The sequence below is a fragment of the Mesorhizobium sp. LSHC420B00 genome, assembly GCF_000503055.1.
Lineage (GTDB): Bacteria > Pseudomonadota > Alphaproteobacteria > Rhizobiales > Rhizobiaceae > Mesorhizobium.
Genome location: NZ_AYVY01000010.1, coordinates 168,244 through 186,736, shown reverse-complemented (window position 1 = coordinate 186,736; position 18,493 = coordinate 168,244). Strand labels below are relative to the sequence as shown.

At 60.8% G+C, this 18,493-nt stretch carries 18 protein-coding genes; 8 read left to right on the top strand and 10 right to left on the bottom strand.

Annotated elements, in window-relative coordinates:
* Positions 1–22: 22 nt before the first annotated feature.
* The 7 genes from recF to X760_RS56300 form a co-directional block, all read right to left on the bottom strand.
* Positions 23–1,171, bottom strand: coding sequence for a DNA replication/repair protein RecF (gene recF, locus X760_RS56330; protein ID WP_023719547.1), 1,149 nt, complete (start codon positions 1,169–1,171; stop codon positions 23–25).
* A 25-nt stretch (positions 1,172–1,196) separates the two neighbouring features.
* Positions 1,197–2,315 carry a DNA polymerase III subunit beta gene (gene dnaN / locus X760_RS56325; RefSeq protein WP_023719546.1) on the bottom strand — a complete coding sequence of 373 codons (1,119 nt, stop codon included), beginning with the start codon at positions 2,313–2,315 and terminating at the stop codon, positions 1,197–1,199.
* 199 nt (positions 2,316–2,514) lie between these two features.
* The gene (gene dnaA, locus X760_RS56320; RefSeq protein ID WP_023719545.1) at positions 2,515–3,987 is read right to left on the bottom strand and encodes a chromosomal replication initiator protein DnaA; all 1,473 of its coding nucleotides are present in this window, start codon (positions 3,985–3,987) and stop codon (positions 2,515–2,517) included.
* 913 nt (positions 3,988–4,900) lie between these two features.
* On the bottom strand, positions 4,901–5,167 hold the full coding sequence (gene rpsT / locus X760_RS56315) for a 30S ribosomal protein S20 (protein ID WP_023676922.1): 267 nt from the start codon (positions 5,165–5,167) through the stop codon (positions 4,901–4,903).
* Between the two features lie 160 nt (positions 5,168–5,327).
* On the bottom strand, positions 5,328–6,101 hold the full coding sequence (locus tag X760_RS56310) for an enoyl-CoA hydratase (protein ID WP_023719544.1): 774 nt from the start codon (positions 6,099–6,101) through the stop codon (positions 5,328–5,330).
* Between the two features lie 23 nt (positions 6,102–6,124).
* Positions 6,125–7,015, bottom strand: a complete 891-nt coding sequence (gene mutM / locus X760_RS56305; protein WP_023719543.1) for a bifunctional DNA-formamidopyrimidine glycosylase/DNA-(apurinic or apyrimidinic site) lyase — start codon at positions 7,013–7,015, stop codon at positions 6,125–6,127.
* Entirely contained in the window at positions 7,008–8,249 is a 1,242-nt protein-coding gene (locus X760_RS56300) for a phosphopentomutase (protein ID WP_023719542.1), read from the bottom strand. The genes mutM and X760_RS56300 overlap by 8 nt, the downstream gene beginning before the upstream one ends.
* Before the next feature lie 159 nt (positions 8,250–8,408).
* Between X760_RS56300 and X760_RS56295 the strand changes: the two genes are divergently transcribed.
* Positions 8,409–9,335, top strand: coding sequence for a PhnD/SsuA/transferrin family substrate-binding protein (locus tag X760_RS56295; RefSeq protein WP_023719541.1), 927 nt, complete (start codon positions 8,409–8,411; stop codon positions 9,333–9,335).
* 28 nt (positions 9,336–9,363) lie between these two features.
* Here X760_RS56295 and X760_RS56290 read toward each other — a convergent pair whose 3' ends face one another.
* From X760_RS56290 to X760_RS56280, 3 genes are all read right to left on the bottom strand, one after another.
* Positions 9,364–9,984, bottom strand: a complete 621-nt coding sequence (locus X760_RS56290; protein ID WP_023719540.1) for a TadE/TadG family type IV pilus assembly protein — start codon at positions 9,982–9,984, stop codon at positions 9,364–9,366.
* Between the two features lie 30 nt (positions 9,985–10,014).
* Positions 10,015–10,575, bottom strand: coding sequence for a TadE/TadG family type IV pilus assembly protein (locus X760_RS56285; protein ID WP_031194173.1), 561 nt, complete (start codon positions 10,573–10,575; stop codon positions 10,015–10,017).
* A gap of 150 nt (positions 10,576–10,725) precedes the next feature.
* Positions 10,726–11,148 (bottom strand): pilus assembly protein N-terminal domain-containing protein, encoded by a 423-nt coding sequence (locus X760_RS56280; protein WP_023719538.1) that lies wholly within the window; start codon positions 11,146–11,148, stop codon positions 10,726–10,728.
* 345 nt (positions 11,149–11,493) lie between these two features.
* Between X760_RS56280 and X760_RS56275 the strand changes: the two genes are divergently transcribed.
* The 7 genes from X760_RS56275 (at position 11,494) to X760_RS56245 (ending at position 18,490) form a co-directional block, all read left to right on the top strand.
* Positions 11,494–11,667: a Flp family type IVb pilin gene (locus tag X760_RS56275; protein WP_023719537.1), complete on the top strand. Its 174-nt coding sequence runs from the start codon at positions 11,494–11,496 to the stop codon at positions 11,665–11,667.
* A 149-nt stretch (positions 11,668–11,816) separates the two neighbouring features.
* A complete protein-coding gene (locus X760_RS56270; RefSeq protein ID WP_023719536.1) occupies positions 11,817–12,335 on the top strand; it encodes a prepilin peptidase in 519 nt (172 codons plus the stop codon).
* Between the two features lie 191 nt (positions 12,336–12,526).
* The gene (gene cpaB / locus X760_RS56265) at positions 12,527–13,342 is read left to right on the top strand and encodes a Flp pilus assembly protein CpaB (protein ID WP_023719535.1); all 816 of its coding nucleotides are present in this window, start codon (positions 12,527–12,529) and stop codon (positions 13,340–13,342) included.
* Positions 13,339–14,865 carry a type II and III secretion system protein family protein gene (locus X760_RS56260; RefSeq protein WP_023719534.1) on the top strand — a complete coding sequence of 509 codons (1,527 nt, stop codon included), beginning with the start codon at positions 13,339–13,341 and terminating at the stop codon, positions 14,863–14,865. The genes cpaB and X760_RS56260 overlap by 4 nt, the downstream gene beginning before the upstream one ends.
* Positions 14,866–14,879: 14 nt before the next feature.
* Entirely contained in the window at positions 14,880–15,614 is a 735-nt protein-coding gene (locus X760_RS56255) for a CpaD family pilus assembly protein (protein ID WP_023719533.1), read from the top strand.
* A 54-nt stretch (positions 15,615–15,668) separates the two neighbouring features.
* Positions 15,669–16,952: a CpaE family protein gene (locus tag X760_RS56250; protein WP_023719532.1), complete on the top strand. Its 1,284-nt coding sequence runs from the start codon at positions 15,669–15,671 to the stop codon at positions 16,950–16,952.
* Between the two features lie 29 nt (positions 16,953–16,981).
* Positions 16,982–18,490, top strand: a complete 1,509-nt coding sequence (locus X760_RS56245) for a CpaF family protein (RefSeq protein WP_023719531.1) — start codon at positions 16,982–16,984, stop codon at positions 18,488–18,490.
* Positions 18,491–18,493: the final 3 nt, after the last annotated feature.

Below are 18,493 nucleotides of genomic sequence, written 5' to 3'. Positions count from 1 at the left end.
AGAAATGCGTCATGGACGAAGTTCAGATGGTCGGCCTGACCTTGCCGTGATCGACGGTCAGGAACTCCGCGCGTCCCCTGAGGCTGTCAAACAACGCGGCATCGGTCCCGGTCATGAAAGCCTGGCAGTTCAGCTCCTCCAGGATCGAGAACAAGGCCGCGCGCCGGCCGCCGTCGAGATGGGCGGCGATCTCGTCGAGCAGCAGGATCGGCGTCATGCCCGACATCTCGCCGGTTAGCCGTGCATGCGACAAGACAATGCCGACCAGCAGCGCCTTCTGCTCGCCGGTCGAGCAGAGTTCGGCCGGCATTGCCTTGGGCCGGTGGCGCACCACGAGATCGGAACGGTGCGGGCCGTCGAGCGTGCGTCCGGCGGTGCGGTCACGGTCGCGCCCTTGGGCAAGCGCACGACGGAACCGTTCCTCGACGTCGACGGCCGGCGAAATGCCGACTTCGCCTTCCAGTTCCCCCGAGATGCCGATGTCGGCTTGCGGAAACGGTCCGTCGCCGGGCAGACGGTCGATCATGGCGGCGAGCAGGCGCACCAGTTCGGCACGCGCCGCGGCAATTGCCACGCCGGTCTCCGCCATTTGCATCTCGATGGCATCGAACCAGGCACCGTCGCGCGAACCGTCGGCGAGCAGCCTGTTGCGGCCGCGCATTGCCTTTTCGTAGTCAAGCGCGCGCTGGCCGTGGCCGGGGTCGATCGCCAGCACCAGTCGGTCGAGGAAGCGCCGACGGTCGGCGGCTGGCCCGGGGAACAGGCCGTCCATGGCCGGTGTCAGCCAGACCACGCGCAGCCATTCCAGCATGTCTTCGGCTGAGCGCGCCGCCGCGCCGTTGATCCGCACCCGCCTGCCGCCTTCGCTGTCGCTGCCTGCAATCCCGGTACCGATCTCGACCTGGCCGTCCGGCCCGTCAAGCCGGGCATGCAGCGCAAAGCCACCGTCGCCGCCTTCGCGCGCCACCTCGGCATAGGGTGCGCGGCGCAGGCCGCGGCCTGGCGTGAGCAGCGAGATCGCTTCAAGCAGATTGGTCTTGCCGGCGCCATTGTCGCCGGAGAAAACCACAGCGCCGGGATCAAGGTCGATTGCCAACGCCGCATAATTGCGGAAATTCGTAAGTGTAAGCTTACTTATGTAAGTCTGCCGCGGGTTTGCAAATCTGGTCACGACAGCAGATGGCCTCGTTCGGGCCCTACACCCGCATCGGCATCAACACGTAGAGCGCGGTCTCGTCGGCCATGTCGTGGATCAGTGTCGGGGATCCGGCATCCGCCAGCATGAACTTCGCCTCCGTGCCGGTCAGTTGCGCGGCAACGTCGAGCAGGTATTTGGCGTTGAAGCCGATTTCGATCGGATCGGACGAATAGTCGGCTGCCAGTTCTTCGGTGGCGCTGCCTGAATCCGGATTGTTGACTGCAAGCGTGACCTGGCCTTCGGCGATCGAAAGCTTTACAGCCCGGCCGCGTTCGGACGAAATGGTCGAAACGCGATCGACGGCAGCGGCGAAACTCTGACGATCGATGATCAGCTTCTTGTCGTTGCCGGTCGGAATGACGCGCTGGTAGTCCGGGAAAGTGCCGTCGATCAGCTTGGAGGTCAAGATGACGCTGCCGATGGTGAAACGGATCTTGGTGTCCGACAGCTCGGTGGTCACCGCAATGTCGGGGTCGTCGACCAGCTTCTGCAACTCGCTGACCGTCTTTCGCGGGATGATGACGCCAGGCATGCCCTCGGAGCCCGCTGGTGCGTCGATCTCGGCGCGCGCCAACCGATGGCCGTCGGTCGCGACCGAGCGCAGCTTCAGCTTGCCGCCAGCCTCGTGCGTGTGCAGATAGATGCCGTTCAGATAATAGCGCGTCTCCTCGGTCGAGATGGCGAACTGGGTCTTCTCGATGAGGCCCTTTAGCCCGAGGGAATCGAGCCGGAAAATATGCGAGAACGACCCGGCTGAAAGCTCGGGAAAGTCGGACTGCGGCAGGCACTGCAGGCGGAAGCTCGAGCGCCCCGACGTCACCGTCATGGCGTTGCCGTCTTCGTCGGTCTTCAGCGCCACCTCCGCGCCGTCGGCAAGCTTGCGCACGATGTCGTAGAGCAGATGCGCCGGAACCGTCGTCGCCCCGCCACGCTCGACCTTTGCCGGCGTTGCTTCGGTCACCTCCAGGTCGAGGTCGGTCGCCTTCATTTCAAGGCTGGCCCCCTCGGCGCTGAGCAGCACGTTCGACAGGATCGGAATGGTGTTGCGCCGCTCGACCACGCGGTGAACATGGTTGAGCGACTTCAGGAGATTTGACCGTTCCAGGATAACACGCATGACGAAACAGGCTCGCTTGAATGAATGAACGGGTCTCCGGCAAGCGGCGCCCCGCGAAAGGTCTGAACAGGCTCAGAATCTGCGTAAACTGACAGGAAAAACCCGGCAAACGCAAGCCCGCGCCACCGGTTCGGGCCGGCTGCACGGGCTTTCTGGGGATAAAAAGGCCGAAGTCCGCGAGCCGGCGTTTTTCGCGCCGTCAGGCCTGGTCGTTGATCAGCCTTCTCAGCAATTCGAGTTCCTGCGCCAGTGTGTTGTCGACGCCTGAAAGATCCTCGATCTTGCGCACGGCATGCAGCACCGTCGTATGGTCACGGCCGCCGAAACGCCGCCCGATCTCCGGCAGCGAGCGCGGCGTCATCACCTTCGACAGGTACATGGCGACCTGCCGTGGCTTGACGATGGTGCGTGTGCGCCGGTTGGACAGAAGTTCAGTCTTCGACACGTTGTAATGGCGTGCGACGATGCGCTGAATGTCCTCGATACGCACCCGCTTCGGCTCGCCGGAACGATAGATGTGGCCAAGGATCTCGTCGATGCGGTCGATGGTGATCTGCGGTTCGAAGGATTGGCGAAACAAAAGCTGGTTGAAGGCACCTTCGAGCTCGCGCCCGCTGCCGGTCACCGTGCGGGCAACGTGATTGAGGATCTCTTCGGAAATATCGAGCGACACATCGTCGAGCTTGGCGGTGGCAAGCCTGAGCTTGAGCATACCGATGCGCATGGCGAAATCCGGGGCCGACATTTCCAGCGCGACGCCGCCGTTGAGGCGCGAGCGGACGCGCGGCTCCAGCGACTCCAATTCCGACGGCGGCCGGTCGGCAGCGACCACCACTTGCTTGGCGCTGTCGAGCAGCATGTTGATCAAATGGCAGAATTCATGCTGGATCGACTTGCCCTGCAGGAACTGCATGTCGTCGATGATGAGAAGGTCGATGTCGCGAAGCTGTTCTTTCAGCGTCAGTGCGTTGTTGTCGCGAATCGCGGTGGCGAACCGCCACATGAAATATTCAGCCGTCAGATAGACGACCCGCGATTTCGGGTTCTGCTTCAGCGATTCTGCGGCGATCGCCTGCAACAGATGCGTCTTGCCCAGCCCAACCGTCGCGTGAAGAAAGAGCGGATTGAAGCGCACCGCGCTCGACTGTGATTCCGCGACCGCCTTGGCAGCGGCAAAAGCCACTCGGTTCGATGGTCCCTCGATGAAGGAGGTGAAAGTGTAGCGTGGATCGAGCGGCGAACCGAGCACATTGTGCCGGAACTCTGTCTCTGCCGGCATTCCTGGGCGGGGTGCCGGGACCCGCTCGACCCTGCTGGGGCTCGCCGTGCCCGCAGAGAGAGCGGTTTGCGTCTGCCTGGTCATCTTGCGTGCCGGGGCCACTTCCGGCTCGACGCTGTTGCGGCCCTGGCGTGTGGCGGTGCGAACGACGATCTCGATCTTGAGGATCTCCGGATCCTCGTGCTTCCACAACTCGGCGATGAGATCGAGATAGTGGCCGTTGATCCATGAACGCAGGAATGCGGTTGGCACCGAGATGCGGACAATGCCCTTGGAGGATTCAGCGACCTTCATGCGCCCGAACCAGCTCGAATAGACCTCGGTTCCCAGACGCGCCTTCAGCTGGGCCTTGACCCGATCGAACTTCTGTTCAGCTTCATTGGAAGCCGCCATGTCGTTCCTTCCGATTAACGTTCCAGGAAATGGGAGGTCGCCCGTAAGCTCCCTTTCGATGCCGCCGCTCTGCATGATCGAGTTCCTTGTCTCTTGTACCTGTTTTCCGCCGGGGATGCGCCTCCTGCATCCATGTTTCCGGCGACCGTGTCTTCGCTGCGACACCATCGCCACCGCCGGCTGATGAATCGCCTCGTTATCGGTCCGGCGCCGAAGTGCCGATCCGCCTTGGTCATGTCAGGGCAATAAAATGCCGTCCGGCGAAAAACGCCGGCGCACCGTCGACCTGCCATGTACAATTACGCCAGTCCCCTACCGTATCAAAAAGACAAACCAACCCCGTCCGCGGAGTTGAATCCGCGTTGTAAACTCTGCCAATTTGAGCTGGCCGGTTTCAGGCTGGTCAAGGGCCAAGGGCCCGTCCCTTCGATGGACAGACATTACCGAAATCGCTGTGGATAGGGCAAGGCCACCCCTAACGGATTTTTAAGGAATCTGACTAGCAAGGGACGGTTCGGACGCCATGCCGCAACAGTTGATTTTGACAAAGCCATTGTGATTCAAACCCTTTTCCGGCGAATATGAAAAAGGCCACACAACGCGAAATTTTCTGAAATAATTCACTTGACAGCCAATTGTCGCCTATCGACCGCAGCCGATGTGAACAAGCTGTGGATCACCATCTGTAAACTGCTGAAAAGAAACGGTAATCTGTGACGCTCGGAAATTTTCGCATTGGCGGTTTCGAAGGCTGCGAATATCAGCGGGCATGTATATGCCGGCAAAGCATTTCGAACTTTGAAATGTACGCGGAGCGCCGTTTTGCGGGCTTTCTTTTAAGTACTTGCCGGCAAACGAAAAAACCCGGCGCGATCGGCCGGGTTTGAAGAAGCGCAGTGCAGGAAAAGGTATATTAGGCCGACAGCACCTTGACCCGTTGGGCCAGCCGCGACACCTTGCGCGATGCCGTGTTCTTGTGCACGACACCCTTGGTCGCGGCCCGCATCAATTCCGGCTCGGCCACCTTGAAGGCAGCCTGTGCGGCCGCCTTGTCGCCGGCCGCGAGCGCCTCTTCGACCTGGCGGATGTAGGTCCGGACGCGGGAGCGACGGTTCTTGTTGATCGCTGCGCGACGGGCGATCTTGCGCGTTGCCTTTTTGGCCGAGGAGGTATTGGCCATGGTGCCTCTCTTCTGATCTGGTGGGCGCTTGCGGGATACCGCGGGGCGCAAAAAACAAACGGGCAGCCACAGGGCCGCCTCGGTAGGTGCGGCTTATAGTTCAGCTTTTCCGGCGCGTCAACGCTGCGGCGCGTTCTTTTTGGCCGGTGCCTTCGTCATCTCATCGGTTCGTGAAATTCGGCTTCCGCTTGCCGGTGAAGGCCGCCATGCCTTCCTTCTGGTCGTCCAGCGCAAACAGCGAATGAAACAGCCGGCGCTCGAACCGCAGGCCCTCGGTGAGCGTCGTCTCATAGGCGCGGTTGACGGCCTCCTTCGCCATCATCACCGATGGCAGGGAAAAACCGGCGATCTTGGCCGCTGCCTTAAGCGCTTCCTCGATCAACTCGCCGGCTGGCACGACGCGCGAGACCAGGCCGGAACGCTCGGCCTCGGCTGCGTCCATCATTCGCCCCGTCAGGCACATATCCATCGCCTTCGACTTGCCGACGAAGCGGGTCAGGCGCTGCGATCCGCCCATGCCGGGCATGACACCCAGCGTGATCTCGGGTTGGCCAAACTTGGCGGTATCGGCGGCGATGATGAAATCGCACATCATCGCCAGTTCGCAGCCGCCGCCCAGAGCGTAGCCCGCCACCGCCGCGATGATCGGCTTTCGTGCCCGCGTAAATTCTTCCCAGCCGACGAAGAAATCCTGCAGATAGGCATCCACATAGGAGATCGACTGCATTTCCTTGATATCGGCACCTGCGGCGAAAGCCTTTTCCGAACCAGTGATGACCATAGCGCCGATGTCGGCATTTGCGCCCATGCTGTTCACCGACGCAACCAGTTCCGCCAGCACTTGTGAATTCAGCGCATTGAGCGCTTGCGGCCGGTTCAGCGTAATCAGCCCGACCTTGCCGCGGGTCTCGACGATGATGGTTTCATAGCCCATGCTTGCTCCTCCTCGCTTGTGTTTCAAGCCTGACAGGTCCGGCAGTGGAAGGTTGAGCGACCGCTTTGCACGATACGCTCGATGTGCCCGCCACAACCAGGCTTGGAGCAGGCCTCGCCCTCGCGATCATAAACCGCGAAGGAATGCTGGAAGTAGCCCAGCGATCCATCGGTCTGCATATAATCGCGCAACGACGAGCCGCCGGCGGCGATCGCGTCGGCGACGACCGAGCGGATTGCTTCGGCCAGGCGTTCGCTCTGTTCTCTGGCTTTCTTGCCGGCTCTCGCGAGCGTGCCCGCTTTGCGCAGCGGTGACAGGCCGGCCCGCCAAAGCGCTTCCGAGACGTAGATATTGCCTAGCCCGGCGATCAGCCGTTGGTCGAGAAGTGCCGCCTTCAGCGGTGACTTGCGACCTTTCAGCAGCGAAGCGAGCAGAGCGCCGTCCAGTGCATTGCCTGTAGGCTCGACACCTAATCCCGCCAGCATCGGATGCATGTCTGGCTCGTCTTCCGAAAACAGCATGAACCCGAAGCGGCGCGGGTCGTTGAAGATCACGCGAGAGCGGACGCCGGCAGGTGATGTGATGTCGAAGACGACGTGATCGTGAGCGGTGTTTTTCGAACGTTCATAGTGGAACGCGCCGGGTGTTGCACTCTCGTCGGCCGTTTCGACGCGAAACGAACCCGACATGCCGAGATGGCAGATCAGCACCGGGCCGTTGTCCAGGTGCATCGTCAGATATTTGGCGCGGCGGCCGAGCGCTGCAATCGTCTTGCCGGTCAGCCGCTCCGAAAATCTCTCGGGGAATGGAAACCGCAAATCGGGCCGGCGTGCCTCGACACCGACGATGCGGGCACCTTCAAGGACCGGCTGCAGACCGCGCCTGACTGTCTCGACCTCCGGCAGCTCAGGCATGGCCGCTTATCGTGGCATGGAAGGAGGTGCCGTATGGGCCGGGCGCCAGCCCGAGATGTTCGGCCACGGTTTCGCCGATGTCGGCAAATGTCGTCCTCAGTCCAATGTCCGCGCCTTTGAAACCCGGCCGTGTGCCGATAACCGGAATACGCTCGCGTGTGTGGTCGGTGCCGCGCCACGTCGGATCGTTGCCGTGATCGGCGGTCAAAATGAGCAGATCGCCTGGCCTCAGCCGCGCGAATGCCTCCGGCAGGCGCCGGTCGAAAGCTTCGAGTGCGGCGGCATACCCCGCGACGTCGCGCCGATGTCCGAACTCGGTATCAAAGTCGACAAAGTTCGCGAAGACGAAGTCGCCGTCGCGGGCATCTTCCATGGCGCCAAGCGCTTTGTCGAACATCGCCATGTTGCCGGCAGCCTTGCGGACTTCCGAGATCCCCCGATGGGCGAAGATGTCGCCGATCTTGCCGATTGCGATAACCCGGCTGCCGCGCGCCGTCAGCCGGTCGAGCAGCGTCGGTTCCGGCGGCGGTACGGCATAGTCGCGACGATTATGCGTTCGCGCGAACGTGGCGGCGGTTTCACCGATAAACGGTCGTGCGATGACGCGCCCGATATTCAGCGGATCGACCAGCCCGCGCACTATCTTGCAGAAGTCGTAAAGCCGTTCCAGGCCGAAATGAACCTCATGCGCGGCGATCTGCAGGACGGAGTCGACCGAGGTGTAGCAAATCGGCTTGCCGGTGCGGATATGGTCTTCGCCGAACCGTTCGATGATCTCGGTGCCGGGGGCATGACAATTGCCGAGAATGCCGGGCACCTTCCCTTCACGCACCATTGCTTCGGTCAACTCGGCTGGAAAGGCGGGAATCGTGTCGGGGAAGTAACCCCAGTCGAAACGGACCGGCAGGCCGGCTATTTCCCAATGGCCCGATGGCGTGTCCTTGCCGCTCGAAACCTCCTGTGCCGCGCCGTGAAAGGCGGCGGCAAACTCGACGCTGCCGCCATTCTCGAACCTGAAACCCGTCGCCGTTGCCGCGGCATGGCCGAGGCCGAGCGATAGCATGTTTGGTACAAGAAGCGGTCCGCCACGCAGGCCTTCGCGATTGGCGCGGCCTTCCGCGCAGGCCTGCGCGATGTGTGCGAACGTGTTGGAGCCAGTGTCGCCATAGCGTTCGGCGTCGGCCGCGCCGCCGATGCCGAAGGAGTCAAGGACAAAAAGGGAGGCGCGTGCCATCAAAGGTTCATCATTGCCTGGGTGTTGACTCAGACATAGGGTTCCGCGCTGCCGTTGGCAATTCGGAAACCCGAACGGCACGGCTTGGCGTGCTGGTCCGGGAGGAACGAATCGCGGCATGGTCGATCTGCCGATCGAAATGCGCGGCATGGAACTCGCATGAGGCCTGCCCTGAAAGCATTCGCTGCCGTACTGGCCTTGCTGCTGGATGCATCTTGCGCGAACCTGGCGCGTGCCGATTGGCGCGATGATATCGGAACGTTCCGTATCGGTATCGTCGCCGAGCCTGGCGCCGGCAACACCGTTCCAGGTCTGGCGCTGCTGACCGACGCCTATACCAAAGCGCTCGGCATGAAGGTGGAGTTTGTCGTTGCCCGCGACTATACGTCGTTGATCGAGGCGCAGGCCAATGCGCGGATCGAATATGCAATCTATTCGGCAACCGCCTACGCCGCCGCCTCCGAACGGTGCGGATGTGTCGAACCTCTCGCGGCGCCGCTCGATTCCGGCGGCGCCATCGGCATCCGCTCCGTACTGCTGACGCGCGACGGGAGGGTTCCCGATCTGATGGCCATGGCAGTCCATCGGGTCGTCATGGCGCCTTTCGACAGCGTCGGTGGTGCTTTGTTGCCGCTTGCCGGGCTGGCTGCAGACGGGGTCAACGTGGCGGAAGATGCGCCGTTTTTGACCCACGCCAATTCGGCTGCCGCAGCTGAAGCAATGCTGGTCGAGGGCGAGGCCGATGCCATATTCGGCTGGATCCCGGCTGTGGCAGAGGGACGGCCAAATCCTCCTGGCGGCACGGTGGCGAGGCTCGAGGCCGCAGGGCTCTCGAAATCGTCGCTTCAGGTCGTATGGACCTCAGGCCTGCTGAGGTATGGTCCGCACGCCGTCCGCAGCGATCTGGACCCCGAAGCCAAGCGCCGGCTCACCGTCTTTCTCACCAATCTCAGATCAGCCGCGCCGGACATTTACGATCTTCTGGAGCCGAGACACTCCGGCGGGTTCGCCGTTGCCGGTCCGAGGGATTATGTGCTGGCTGCGGCCATCGTGCACCTGGTCTCGGCCCGCGGCCGCACGCAATAGCTACAGCCCGGTTAGCGGGCTTCAGGCGTCAGCAATCGCTGCACGGAATGGTCGGGCTCCTTCGCGGCCGTAGATAATAAGTTTCCGCCATCGATATCGAATTGAAGGCCGAGCTCAACCCGAACCGGCTTTGGCCATCCGCCGACCAGGTGATGATTGGCTTGTAGGCGAGATCGCTTTCGACCCGAATGAGGAAAGTGCCTTTGATCTTGAGCGCGCTCGGGACCGTTGTGGCGGAATCCTTGATGGCGTCGACGCTAGAGACACCATCGACTACTTTGCGCGACCACACGACCAAGACTTTCGGCGTCGTCTCGTCCGTGACCTGTATCGCCGTAATGATGATCTTCGGTTTCGAACGATTATAGGGCTGAAGCGTGGAACTGCCGATCGCGATGATGGCATCGAGATCGGCCGCCTTGATGGTCTGCTGCTGCGTGACAAGGTCCGCTACCATGCTGCCGATGCGGCTGACCTTCTTGCTGGTCTCGATGGCTTGCGAGGCTTCCATGGTCATAAAGTACATGATCAACAGGACAGGCACGATGAGGGCAAACTCGACAGCCGCAATACCGCGGCGGTCCGAGCAAAGCCGGACTGCTCTTGTACAAATCTCTGCGATGCCCAGCTGTGCCCCCGCACGAATCATGGCTTTGCCCTTTTCAAGCGACTAGGTGGTTCAGTTGTCGAACGGCTCGTTCTGCCAAGTGATCGAAGCGAAATGCAGCGTTTTGCCGTCCTTCAGATTGGCCATCGACTTGGCCATGAAGTCGGTCATCACCGGCCATTTGTAAAAAACCCGCAGCATGTTTCTCGACTCTGCCAGGCCTGGTGCGACGGTGAAGGTCTGTGTGCTCGTGCCCTTGGTCAACACGACGTCGCCATCCTGGATCTTGAAACCGGCCAGCGCCGCATCGGCGAAGGTCGGATATTCGCGCAAATCCACCAGCAATCCGGGACAGGTCTTGGCGACCATGATCTCCAACTTGGTGCAGATCATATCCCGCAGCTTGGTCCCGGACACATCGGCCGGTCTTAATTGGCCGGTACGCAGTTGGCGCGCGATGTCGTCTGTGGCGTTTGCCATCACTTCTTGTGCGGCAAATGAAATACAGCTCTCCAGGATGGCGAAGACAAGAAGCGCGAATGGAATTGCAAGCATGGCGAATTCGATCGCCGTGCTTCCGCGTCGGTCGCCCAAAAACCTTCCGGGAAAACCTGCTCGTCCTGCCTTGCTCATGTCCTCTACCCGCCGATTCCAGTTCTGCATCGGATCCCACCATTAGTCGGAACCGATTGAAGTCCGGTTGGAATGACCGTTAAATTCGGCGGAAAGGCCTTAACCAGGCAATAACCGAAGCGTTCCCGCAAAGGTGGAGAAGTCGGCTAGCTAATGCCCGGCGCTCATCTCGGCCTCAGAGGCCTTCTCGGCATCGCTCTTGTACGAGCTTTCGCAATATGGCGCGCAGGACATGGTCTGTACTTCGGCACGCCGATAGATGCGCACCGACGACGCTGCCTGGCGCACGACCGTTATTTGCTCATCGACGATCGGGTTGCCCTCCTGATCGAGGACGACAAGATTGGTGACGCCAAATCCCTTGCCGGTCAGTACGATCGTCGATGCGTCCTGCACGGAGGCGTCAGCGATCGCCGGATTGCCGACGACAATCGTATCGGCGGCGCGCGACAATTTGACGATCTTTGCCTGGTTCATCGTGACCTCGATGCCGGCGCCTGCCTTGGCTGGAACGGCGAAAGCCGCTGCGGCAAGAACCACGGCAATTGGAAATGACGATCTCGGCCCGGCCATTGAGGCGCTCCCCGGCAACAAACTGTTCAACAGAACATGAACGAGATTGGTGAACCAACCGTTAAGCGGCTGGAGTTCAGGATTAAGCCGGAACCGGCATTGGGCTAGCAGGCACGGCTCAAACCTCTTTGCCGAATTGCGCCTTTTGCGCCCTTTGTTAGCCTGTGGACCCAGTGGCCGGTATTTTAGTCCTGGGTTAACTACGCAATGTCATCGAAGCGGGAAAGGAATCGGTAAGCCTGTTTATTAAGCCGATCGAAACAGCTTCCGCTTACATTCGCAGCATCCGATCAGCCATCAAGAGAAGTTGACGGAAGTGCTGTAACAATTGGAGTAGGAGCTCGAATGTCTAACCTCATCGCACGTTTTGTGAAGGACGAATCCGGCGCGACCGCTATCGAATACGGTCTGATCGCCGCCCTCATCGCGCTCGCCATCATGGTTGGCGCCGGCTCGCTCGGCAACGCGCTGAACGCCAAGTTCGACAAGATCGCCAGCAAGGTCAACGGCGTCAATTAAGCTACGCGGCCAGTCACTTTTCAAGAACAGGGGCCGCTCCGTTGCGGCCCCTGTTGCATTATAGTAACAAAACACTTTGAAGTCTCATCAGTCGTTAATAGAATGTGCCTAGGTTAGGCCAGGTACAATTTGACCACAGGCGTTCGTCCATGCTTGAAGCCGTGATCTTCGTCGTCTTTCCGTTCTGCATGCTTTTTGCCGCGATCTCCGACATGCTGTCGATGACGATCGCCAATCGCGTGCCTGTGCTGCTTGTGGTTGTCTTCGCCTTGGTAGCGCCTTTGACCGGCATGGATTGGGCCACCTATGGCTGGCATTTCGCCGCCGCCGGCTTGGTTCTCGCGGTGACGTTCGGCCTGTTCGCGCTTGGCGGCATGGGCGGCGGCGACGCGAAGCTCCTGGCCGCCACTGCCATGTGGATGGGACTGAATGTCCATCTCATCGAATATCTCGTCGCCTCGACATTCATAGGCGGCTTGCTGACGCTTGCCATTCTCGCCTATCGAAAATCGCTGCTTGCCGCCGTCACAAGCCACAATCCGTTCCTGCGCCATTTCGCCGATGACGCGACCGGTGTTCCGTACGGCATTGCGCTTGGCATTGGCGGTCTGCTTACCTATCCGGACTCGCCGTTAATGGCCTGGGCTCTCGCCAGGCTGGCGGGCTGATTTGCGTTACTCCATTTGCGCCGGGCCTGGCGAGTTGGCGACGTCTTTCCTTCGGGCCGCGCTTGGTCGCTCTAATTTATGTAAACGTTAAATTAATCACGATCGTAAGTATAACATTAACCTTGTTTTGACGATTGCCGCTGCAAAGTCCGGCTTGGCCAGGTGGTTTGCCAAGGGCGAGGTTCGGACAGATGCCAGCATCCCGATTGATTATTCTAGGCGTGGCGATAGCCGCGGCCGGAGGTGCAGGCTATGTCGCGAAGAACATGGTCGCGCCTCCGCCGCCTCCGGTTGTCGATTCCGGCCCCCAAGCGCCGGCGATCGCGCTGCAGGACGTGCTTGTCCTTTCCGGCGATGTTCCGATGGGCAGTCCGCTAGAGAACAACATTTCCTGGGAGTCATGGCCGTCCGCCGGCATCAACGCAAATTTCATCACCCGCGCCGCCGAGCCTGAAGCGCTGGATAAGCTGAAGGGCGGCGTCGCGCGCGTGGCGCTGTATGCCGGCGAGCCGTTGCGGCGCTCGAAGTTGATCGGTGAGGGGCAAAGCTTCATGTCGTCGATCCTGCCCTCCGGCATGCGGGCTGTCGCCACAAGCATCTCGGCCGACACTTCGGCCGGTGGCTTTATTCTTCCCAACGATTTCGTCGACGTCATCATGACCCGCAGAGCCGATACCGCCAATGGCGGTAGTCCGGGCTTCACGACCGAGACTATCCTCAAGAACATTCGCGTCCTGGCGATCGACCAGACCATTCAGGAGGATGAGGAAGGCAAGAAGACCAGGGTCGGCCAGACCGCCACCCTGGAACTGACGCCGCAGCAGTCCGAGATCATCACCGTCGCTCAGCAGATGGCGGATCGCCTGACATTGGCACTGCGCTCAATCAAGGACAGCCAGGACAAGAATGTGGGGGAGGCCGACTACCTGGTTTCCGGCAATGGTCGGCGCGGAACGGTGCGGTTGATCAAGTCGGGCGAAGTTTCCGAAGTGGGGGCGAGGAAATGAAGCTAAAAACCAAACTGCCGGTCACCTTGGCTGCGGCGATCGGCCTGTTTCTCCTTGGAACGAATGCGTATGGCACTCTCGATGCCCATGCGGCGAACAATGCCAGGGTCACAGCCTCGACGGCCACCCAGCGAGTGAAGCTCGGGCTTAACAAATCGGTGGTCATCGACCTGCCGAGCGATGCCTACGATATTCTCGTTGCCAACCCCGCGGTAGCCGATGCGGTGACCCGCACCGCCAGGCGCATCTATCTATTCGGAAAGGCGGTCGGCGAGACCAACATCTTCGTCTTTGGCCCGAATGGCGAACAGATCGTCAGCCTTGATCTGGCGGTCGAACGCGATGTTGCCGGGCTGGAGGACTATATCAAGCGCTTCATCCCGTCATCGGAGATCAAGGTCGAGTTGCTGAACGACAATGTCGTTCTGACCGGAACCGTTGACACTCCGCTGGACGCCAAGCGTGCGCAAGACCTGGCGGAGATCTTCGTCTCAGGCGGCGAAGCGACCACGGGTCAATATTCGCAGACCGCTGCCGGCGGCTCCGCCGATGCCGGCGTCGACATCAACAATCCGGACACCGAGCGCCGCGTCAGCAAGATCGTCAACCTGCTGCAGATTATCGGCGACGACCAGGTGACGCTCAAGGTGACGGTTGCCGAAGTCAGCCGCTCGGTGATGAAGCAGCTCGGCGTCAACATGATCGGCAGCGGCAGCAGCAACGGCATCAGCTGGAGCGCGTTAAGCGACAATTTCACCGGTTTAGGCAAGTCGCTGTCGAACTCGGGCCTCTCTATCAGCAGCTCGACGCTGCAGGCCTATATCAACGCCATGGAACAGTCCGGCGTCATGAAGACTCTCGCCGAGCCAACATTGACGGCCGTATCCGGCGAGAAGGCGACCTTCAAGGTCGGCGGTGAATATAACATGGTGACCGGCGTTTCCGAAGCCGTCTCCAACGATAACCAGACAGGTCTGAAAACCTATTCAGTCGAGAAGATCGAATATGGTATTGGCCTGGAATTTCAGCCGGTGGTGCTGTCTCCCGGCCGCATCAGCCTGAAAGTCAGGACGTCGGTCTCCGAGCCGACAACGGAAGGGTCAGTATCTTATTCCGAAGGCGTAAAAAGCCTTGGCATGAACGCCTTGTCGCTTCGCAAACGCTTGGCCGACACGACGGTGGAACTGCCTTCGGGCGGCTCGATGATGATTGCCGGGCTCGTCCGCGACGATGTCAGGCAAGCCGTCAACGGCTTGCCTGGCCTGACAAAGATTCCAGTGCTCGGCGCGCTCTTCCGCAGCAGGGATTTCGTTCGCAACGAGACCGAGCTCGTCATCATCATCACGCCCTATCTGGTGAAGCCGGTGGCGCGCAACGACCTTGCCAAGCCTGACGACAATTTCAACGCCGCCAGCGACGGGGCCGCCATGTTCCTTGGACGCGTCAACCGCGTCTACGGCACCATGCAGACCGACAAGCCCAACGGCCGTTATCACGGCGTTGTCGGCTTCATCTACAAGTAAGCGGGGAAGCGGACATGTCTCAGTCAGCATCGAAGACAAAGGCGATCACCGCGATGCGGTCGGTCCATTTGCGAATCTGGCGGCCCGCCGTTCCCATCATGGCGGTCGTGATGGCGGCATCACTGGCCGGCTGCGCCAATCGCGACAGCGTCACGGTCGGTGCCATACCGGACGACTATCGCACCACCCATCCGATCGTCATCGCCGAGAAGATCCAGAAGATCGACCTTCCGGTCGGCGCCGGCGACCGTGGCATGACCAGATTCCAGCGCGACACGCTCCTGGGCTTTCTGGACGGATACGACAGGAGCGCGGCTCCGGTGCTGACGATTGAGGTCCCGAGCGGCTCGGCTAACGAAATCGCAGCGGCCGCGGCCGGCCGCGATTTCGCCAGGCTTGCCATAGCCAGCGGCATCAGCCGGAAGCGGATCGCCGTGCGGTCCTATCAATCCGTTTCGGCCGAAGCGTCCGCCCCGGTCCGTGTCGCCTACGTCTCGGTGAAGGCTCAGACGGACAAATGCGGGCGCTGGCCGGAAGACCTTCTGGAGACTTCGGAAAACAAGCATTATGCCGATTTCGGCTGTTCGTACCAAAACAACCTTGCCGCCCAGATGGCCAATCCGGCCGATCTGATCGGGCCGCGCAAACAGACTCCCATCGACGCGGCAAATCGGAGCGCGGTGATCGACGTCTATCGCGACAGAGGAATTTCGGACGAACTCCTCGGCAATTCGGAAGTCGAATATTAACGAGTGTTGAGGCTCAACAGACCTAAGCCGCGCAAGTCACTGAAAGAGATGACAATGAGCAATCTTGCCTATGACACAGAGGTAGCAGGCGGCGAAACCTCGGAGCAGGATATTGCCGCGATGCAGGCGTTGCGGCCGATCCCGCGCATTTCGATCCAGGCGTTCTGCGAGACCGAAGGCGTAGCCAATCCGGTCGAGCGCGCTGGCGAGGATCGCCGTATGGCCAAGGCCCATCTGAAGGTGCATATGGGGGGCATCCCCACCGCTATCGAATTCTACCAGTCTGCGCCGACACCGAACCTGATCCTGCTTGAATCGCGCAGCGAGCCGAAGCTGTTGCTGGAACAACTCGCCCAGCTCTCCGAGCACTGCGATCCGACCTCCAAGGTGGTGGTTGTCGGCCATTACAACGATGTCGGCCTGTATCGCGAACTCATCCGTTCGGGCATTTCCGAATATGTCATCGCCCCGGTATCGATGGCCGACATCGTCAGCGTGGTGTCCTCGATCTTCGTTGATCCGGAAGCTGAGCCGATCGGCCGCTCGATTGCCTTCATCGGCGCCAAGGGCGGCGTCGGCTCCTCGACAATAGCCCATAATGTGGCTTGGGCCATGTCGTCCCTTTTCAAGTCCGAAGTGGTTGTCGCCGATCTCGACCTCGCCTTCGGAACGGCCAACATCAATTTCGACCAGGACCCGGCGCAGGGCATTGCCGAGGCGGTCTTCTCGCCGGAACGCGTCGACGAGGTCTATCTCGACCGGCTGCTCGCCCAATGCGCCGAGCACCTGTCGCTGCTTGCGGCACCTTCGACCCTGGAGCGGGTCTACGATTTCGAGCCCGACGCCTTCACCCAGCTTATCGACATAGCCCAGCGTAGCGCGCCGCTCCTCGTGCTCGATGTCCCCCATGTGTGGGCCGGCTGGACCAAGAACACGCTGGTCAAGGCCGACGAGATCGTTATCACGGCGACGCCCGAACTGGCCAATCTGCGAAACACAAAGAACCTGGTCGACATGCTGAAGCGGCTTCGTCCAAACGATCCTGCGCCAAAGCTTGTGATCAACCAGGCCGGTGTGCCGAAACGTCCCGAGATTACGCCGTCCGATTTCTCCGAATCGCTCGGCCTTTCGCCGATGTCGGTCATCCCGTTCGAGCCGCTTTTGTTCGGAAATGCCGCCAACAACGGACGTATGCTCGGTGAGATGGATGCCAAGAGCCCCGTCGTCGCCACGATCAACGAGATTGCCCATGTGCTGACGGGGCGCAGCGAAATCAAGGTGAAGAAAAAGGCTGGCCTCGGCAACCTGCTCGGCAAGCTTTCGCGCAACAAGAAGTGATGCCGCAGCGGTGGAATTGGTAAGCGATCATGTTTGGTAAAAGAGGCAGCGACGACGGCAACCGGACCATCCCGGAATTCCGTCAGCCAGCACCCGCACCTGCCGCGCCGGCGGCCGCGAACCCTGTGGAAGCGGCGGTAGCTGCCAGGCCCGGGGCGCTGCCGCCATCCGGCGCGCCTGCAGGGCCGGCGGTTCGCCGTGCGGTCGAGCCGCCGCCATTGGCGCCGGAGCCGAAAAGGATTCAGCGTGAGCGCAGCGAGAGCTATTACGACACCAAAAGCCAGGTCTTCTCCGCACTCATCGACACGATCGATCTGTCGCAGCTCGCCAAGCTCGATCCCGAAAGCGCGCGCGAGGAAATCCGCGACATCGTCAACGACATCATCGCGATCAAGAACTTCGCGATGTCCATCGCCGAGCAGGAAGAGCTTCTCGAGGATATCTGCAACGACGTCTTGGGCTACGGGCCGCTGGAGCCACTGCTTGCCCGCGACGATATTGCCGACATCATGGTCAATGGCTCCAAGAACGTCTACATCGAGGTCAACGGCAAGGTCGAGCAGACCGGCATCCGTTTCCGCGACAACCAGCAGCTCCTCAACATCTGCCAGCGTATCGTCAGCCAGGTTGGCCGCCGCGTCGATGAATCAAGCCCAATCTGCGATGCGCGTCTTCCTGATGGCTCCCGTGTCAACGTCATCGCACCGCCCCTGGCCATCGACGGCACCGCCCTTACCATCCGCAAGTTCAAGAAGGACAAGCTGACGCTCGACCAACTGGTCAAGTTCGGCTCGATTTCGCCGCAAGGCGCCGAGATTCTCAAGATCATCGGCCGCGTCCGTTGCAACATTGTCATTTCGGGCGGTACCGGCTCCGGCAAGACGACGCTGCTCAATTGCCTGACCAACTATATCGACCGCGAGGAACGCGTTATTACGTGCGAGGACTCGGCTGAGCTGCAATTGCAGCAGCCACATGTGGTGCGTCTCGAAACACGTCCGCCCAACCTTGAAGGTGAGGGCGAAGTGACCATGCGCGACCTGGTCAAGAACTGTCTGCGCATGCGGCCCGAGCGCATCATCGTCGGCGAGGTGCGTGGACCCGAAGTGTTCGACCTGTTGCAGGCGATGAACACCGGCCATGACGGCTCGATGGGAACGATCCACTCGAATAGCCCGCGCGAATGCCTCAACCGTATAGAGTCAATGATCGCCATGGGCGGCTACACGCTGCCGCAAAAAACCGTACGCGAAATTGTCGTCGGCTCCGTCGACGTGATCATACAGGCTGCACGCCTGCGCGACGGATCGCGGCGCATCACCCACATCACCGAGGTGATCGGCATGGAAGGCGACGTCATCATCACCCAGGACATCGTTCTCTATAACATCAAGGGCGAGGATGCGAACGGCAGGTTGCTGGGCGAGCACGTGTCGACCGGCATCGGCCGTCCGCATTTCTGGGAGCGCGCCCGCTACTATGGCGAGGAGCAGCGCCTAGCCGTTGCACTCGAGGCGATGGAGAAACGCGCTGACTGATCC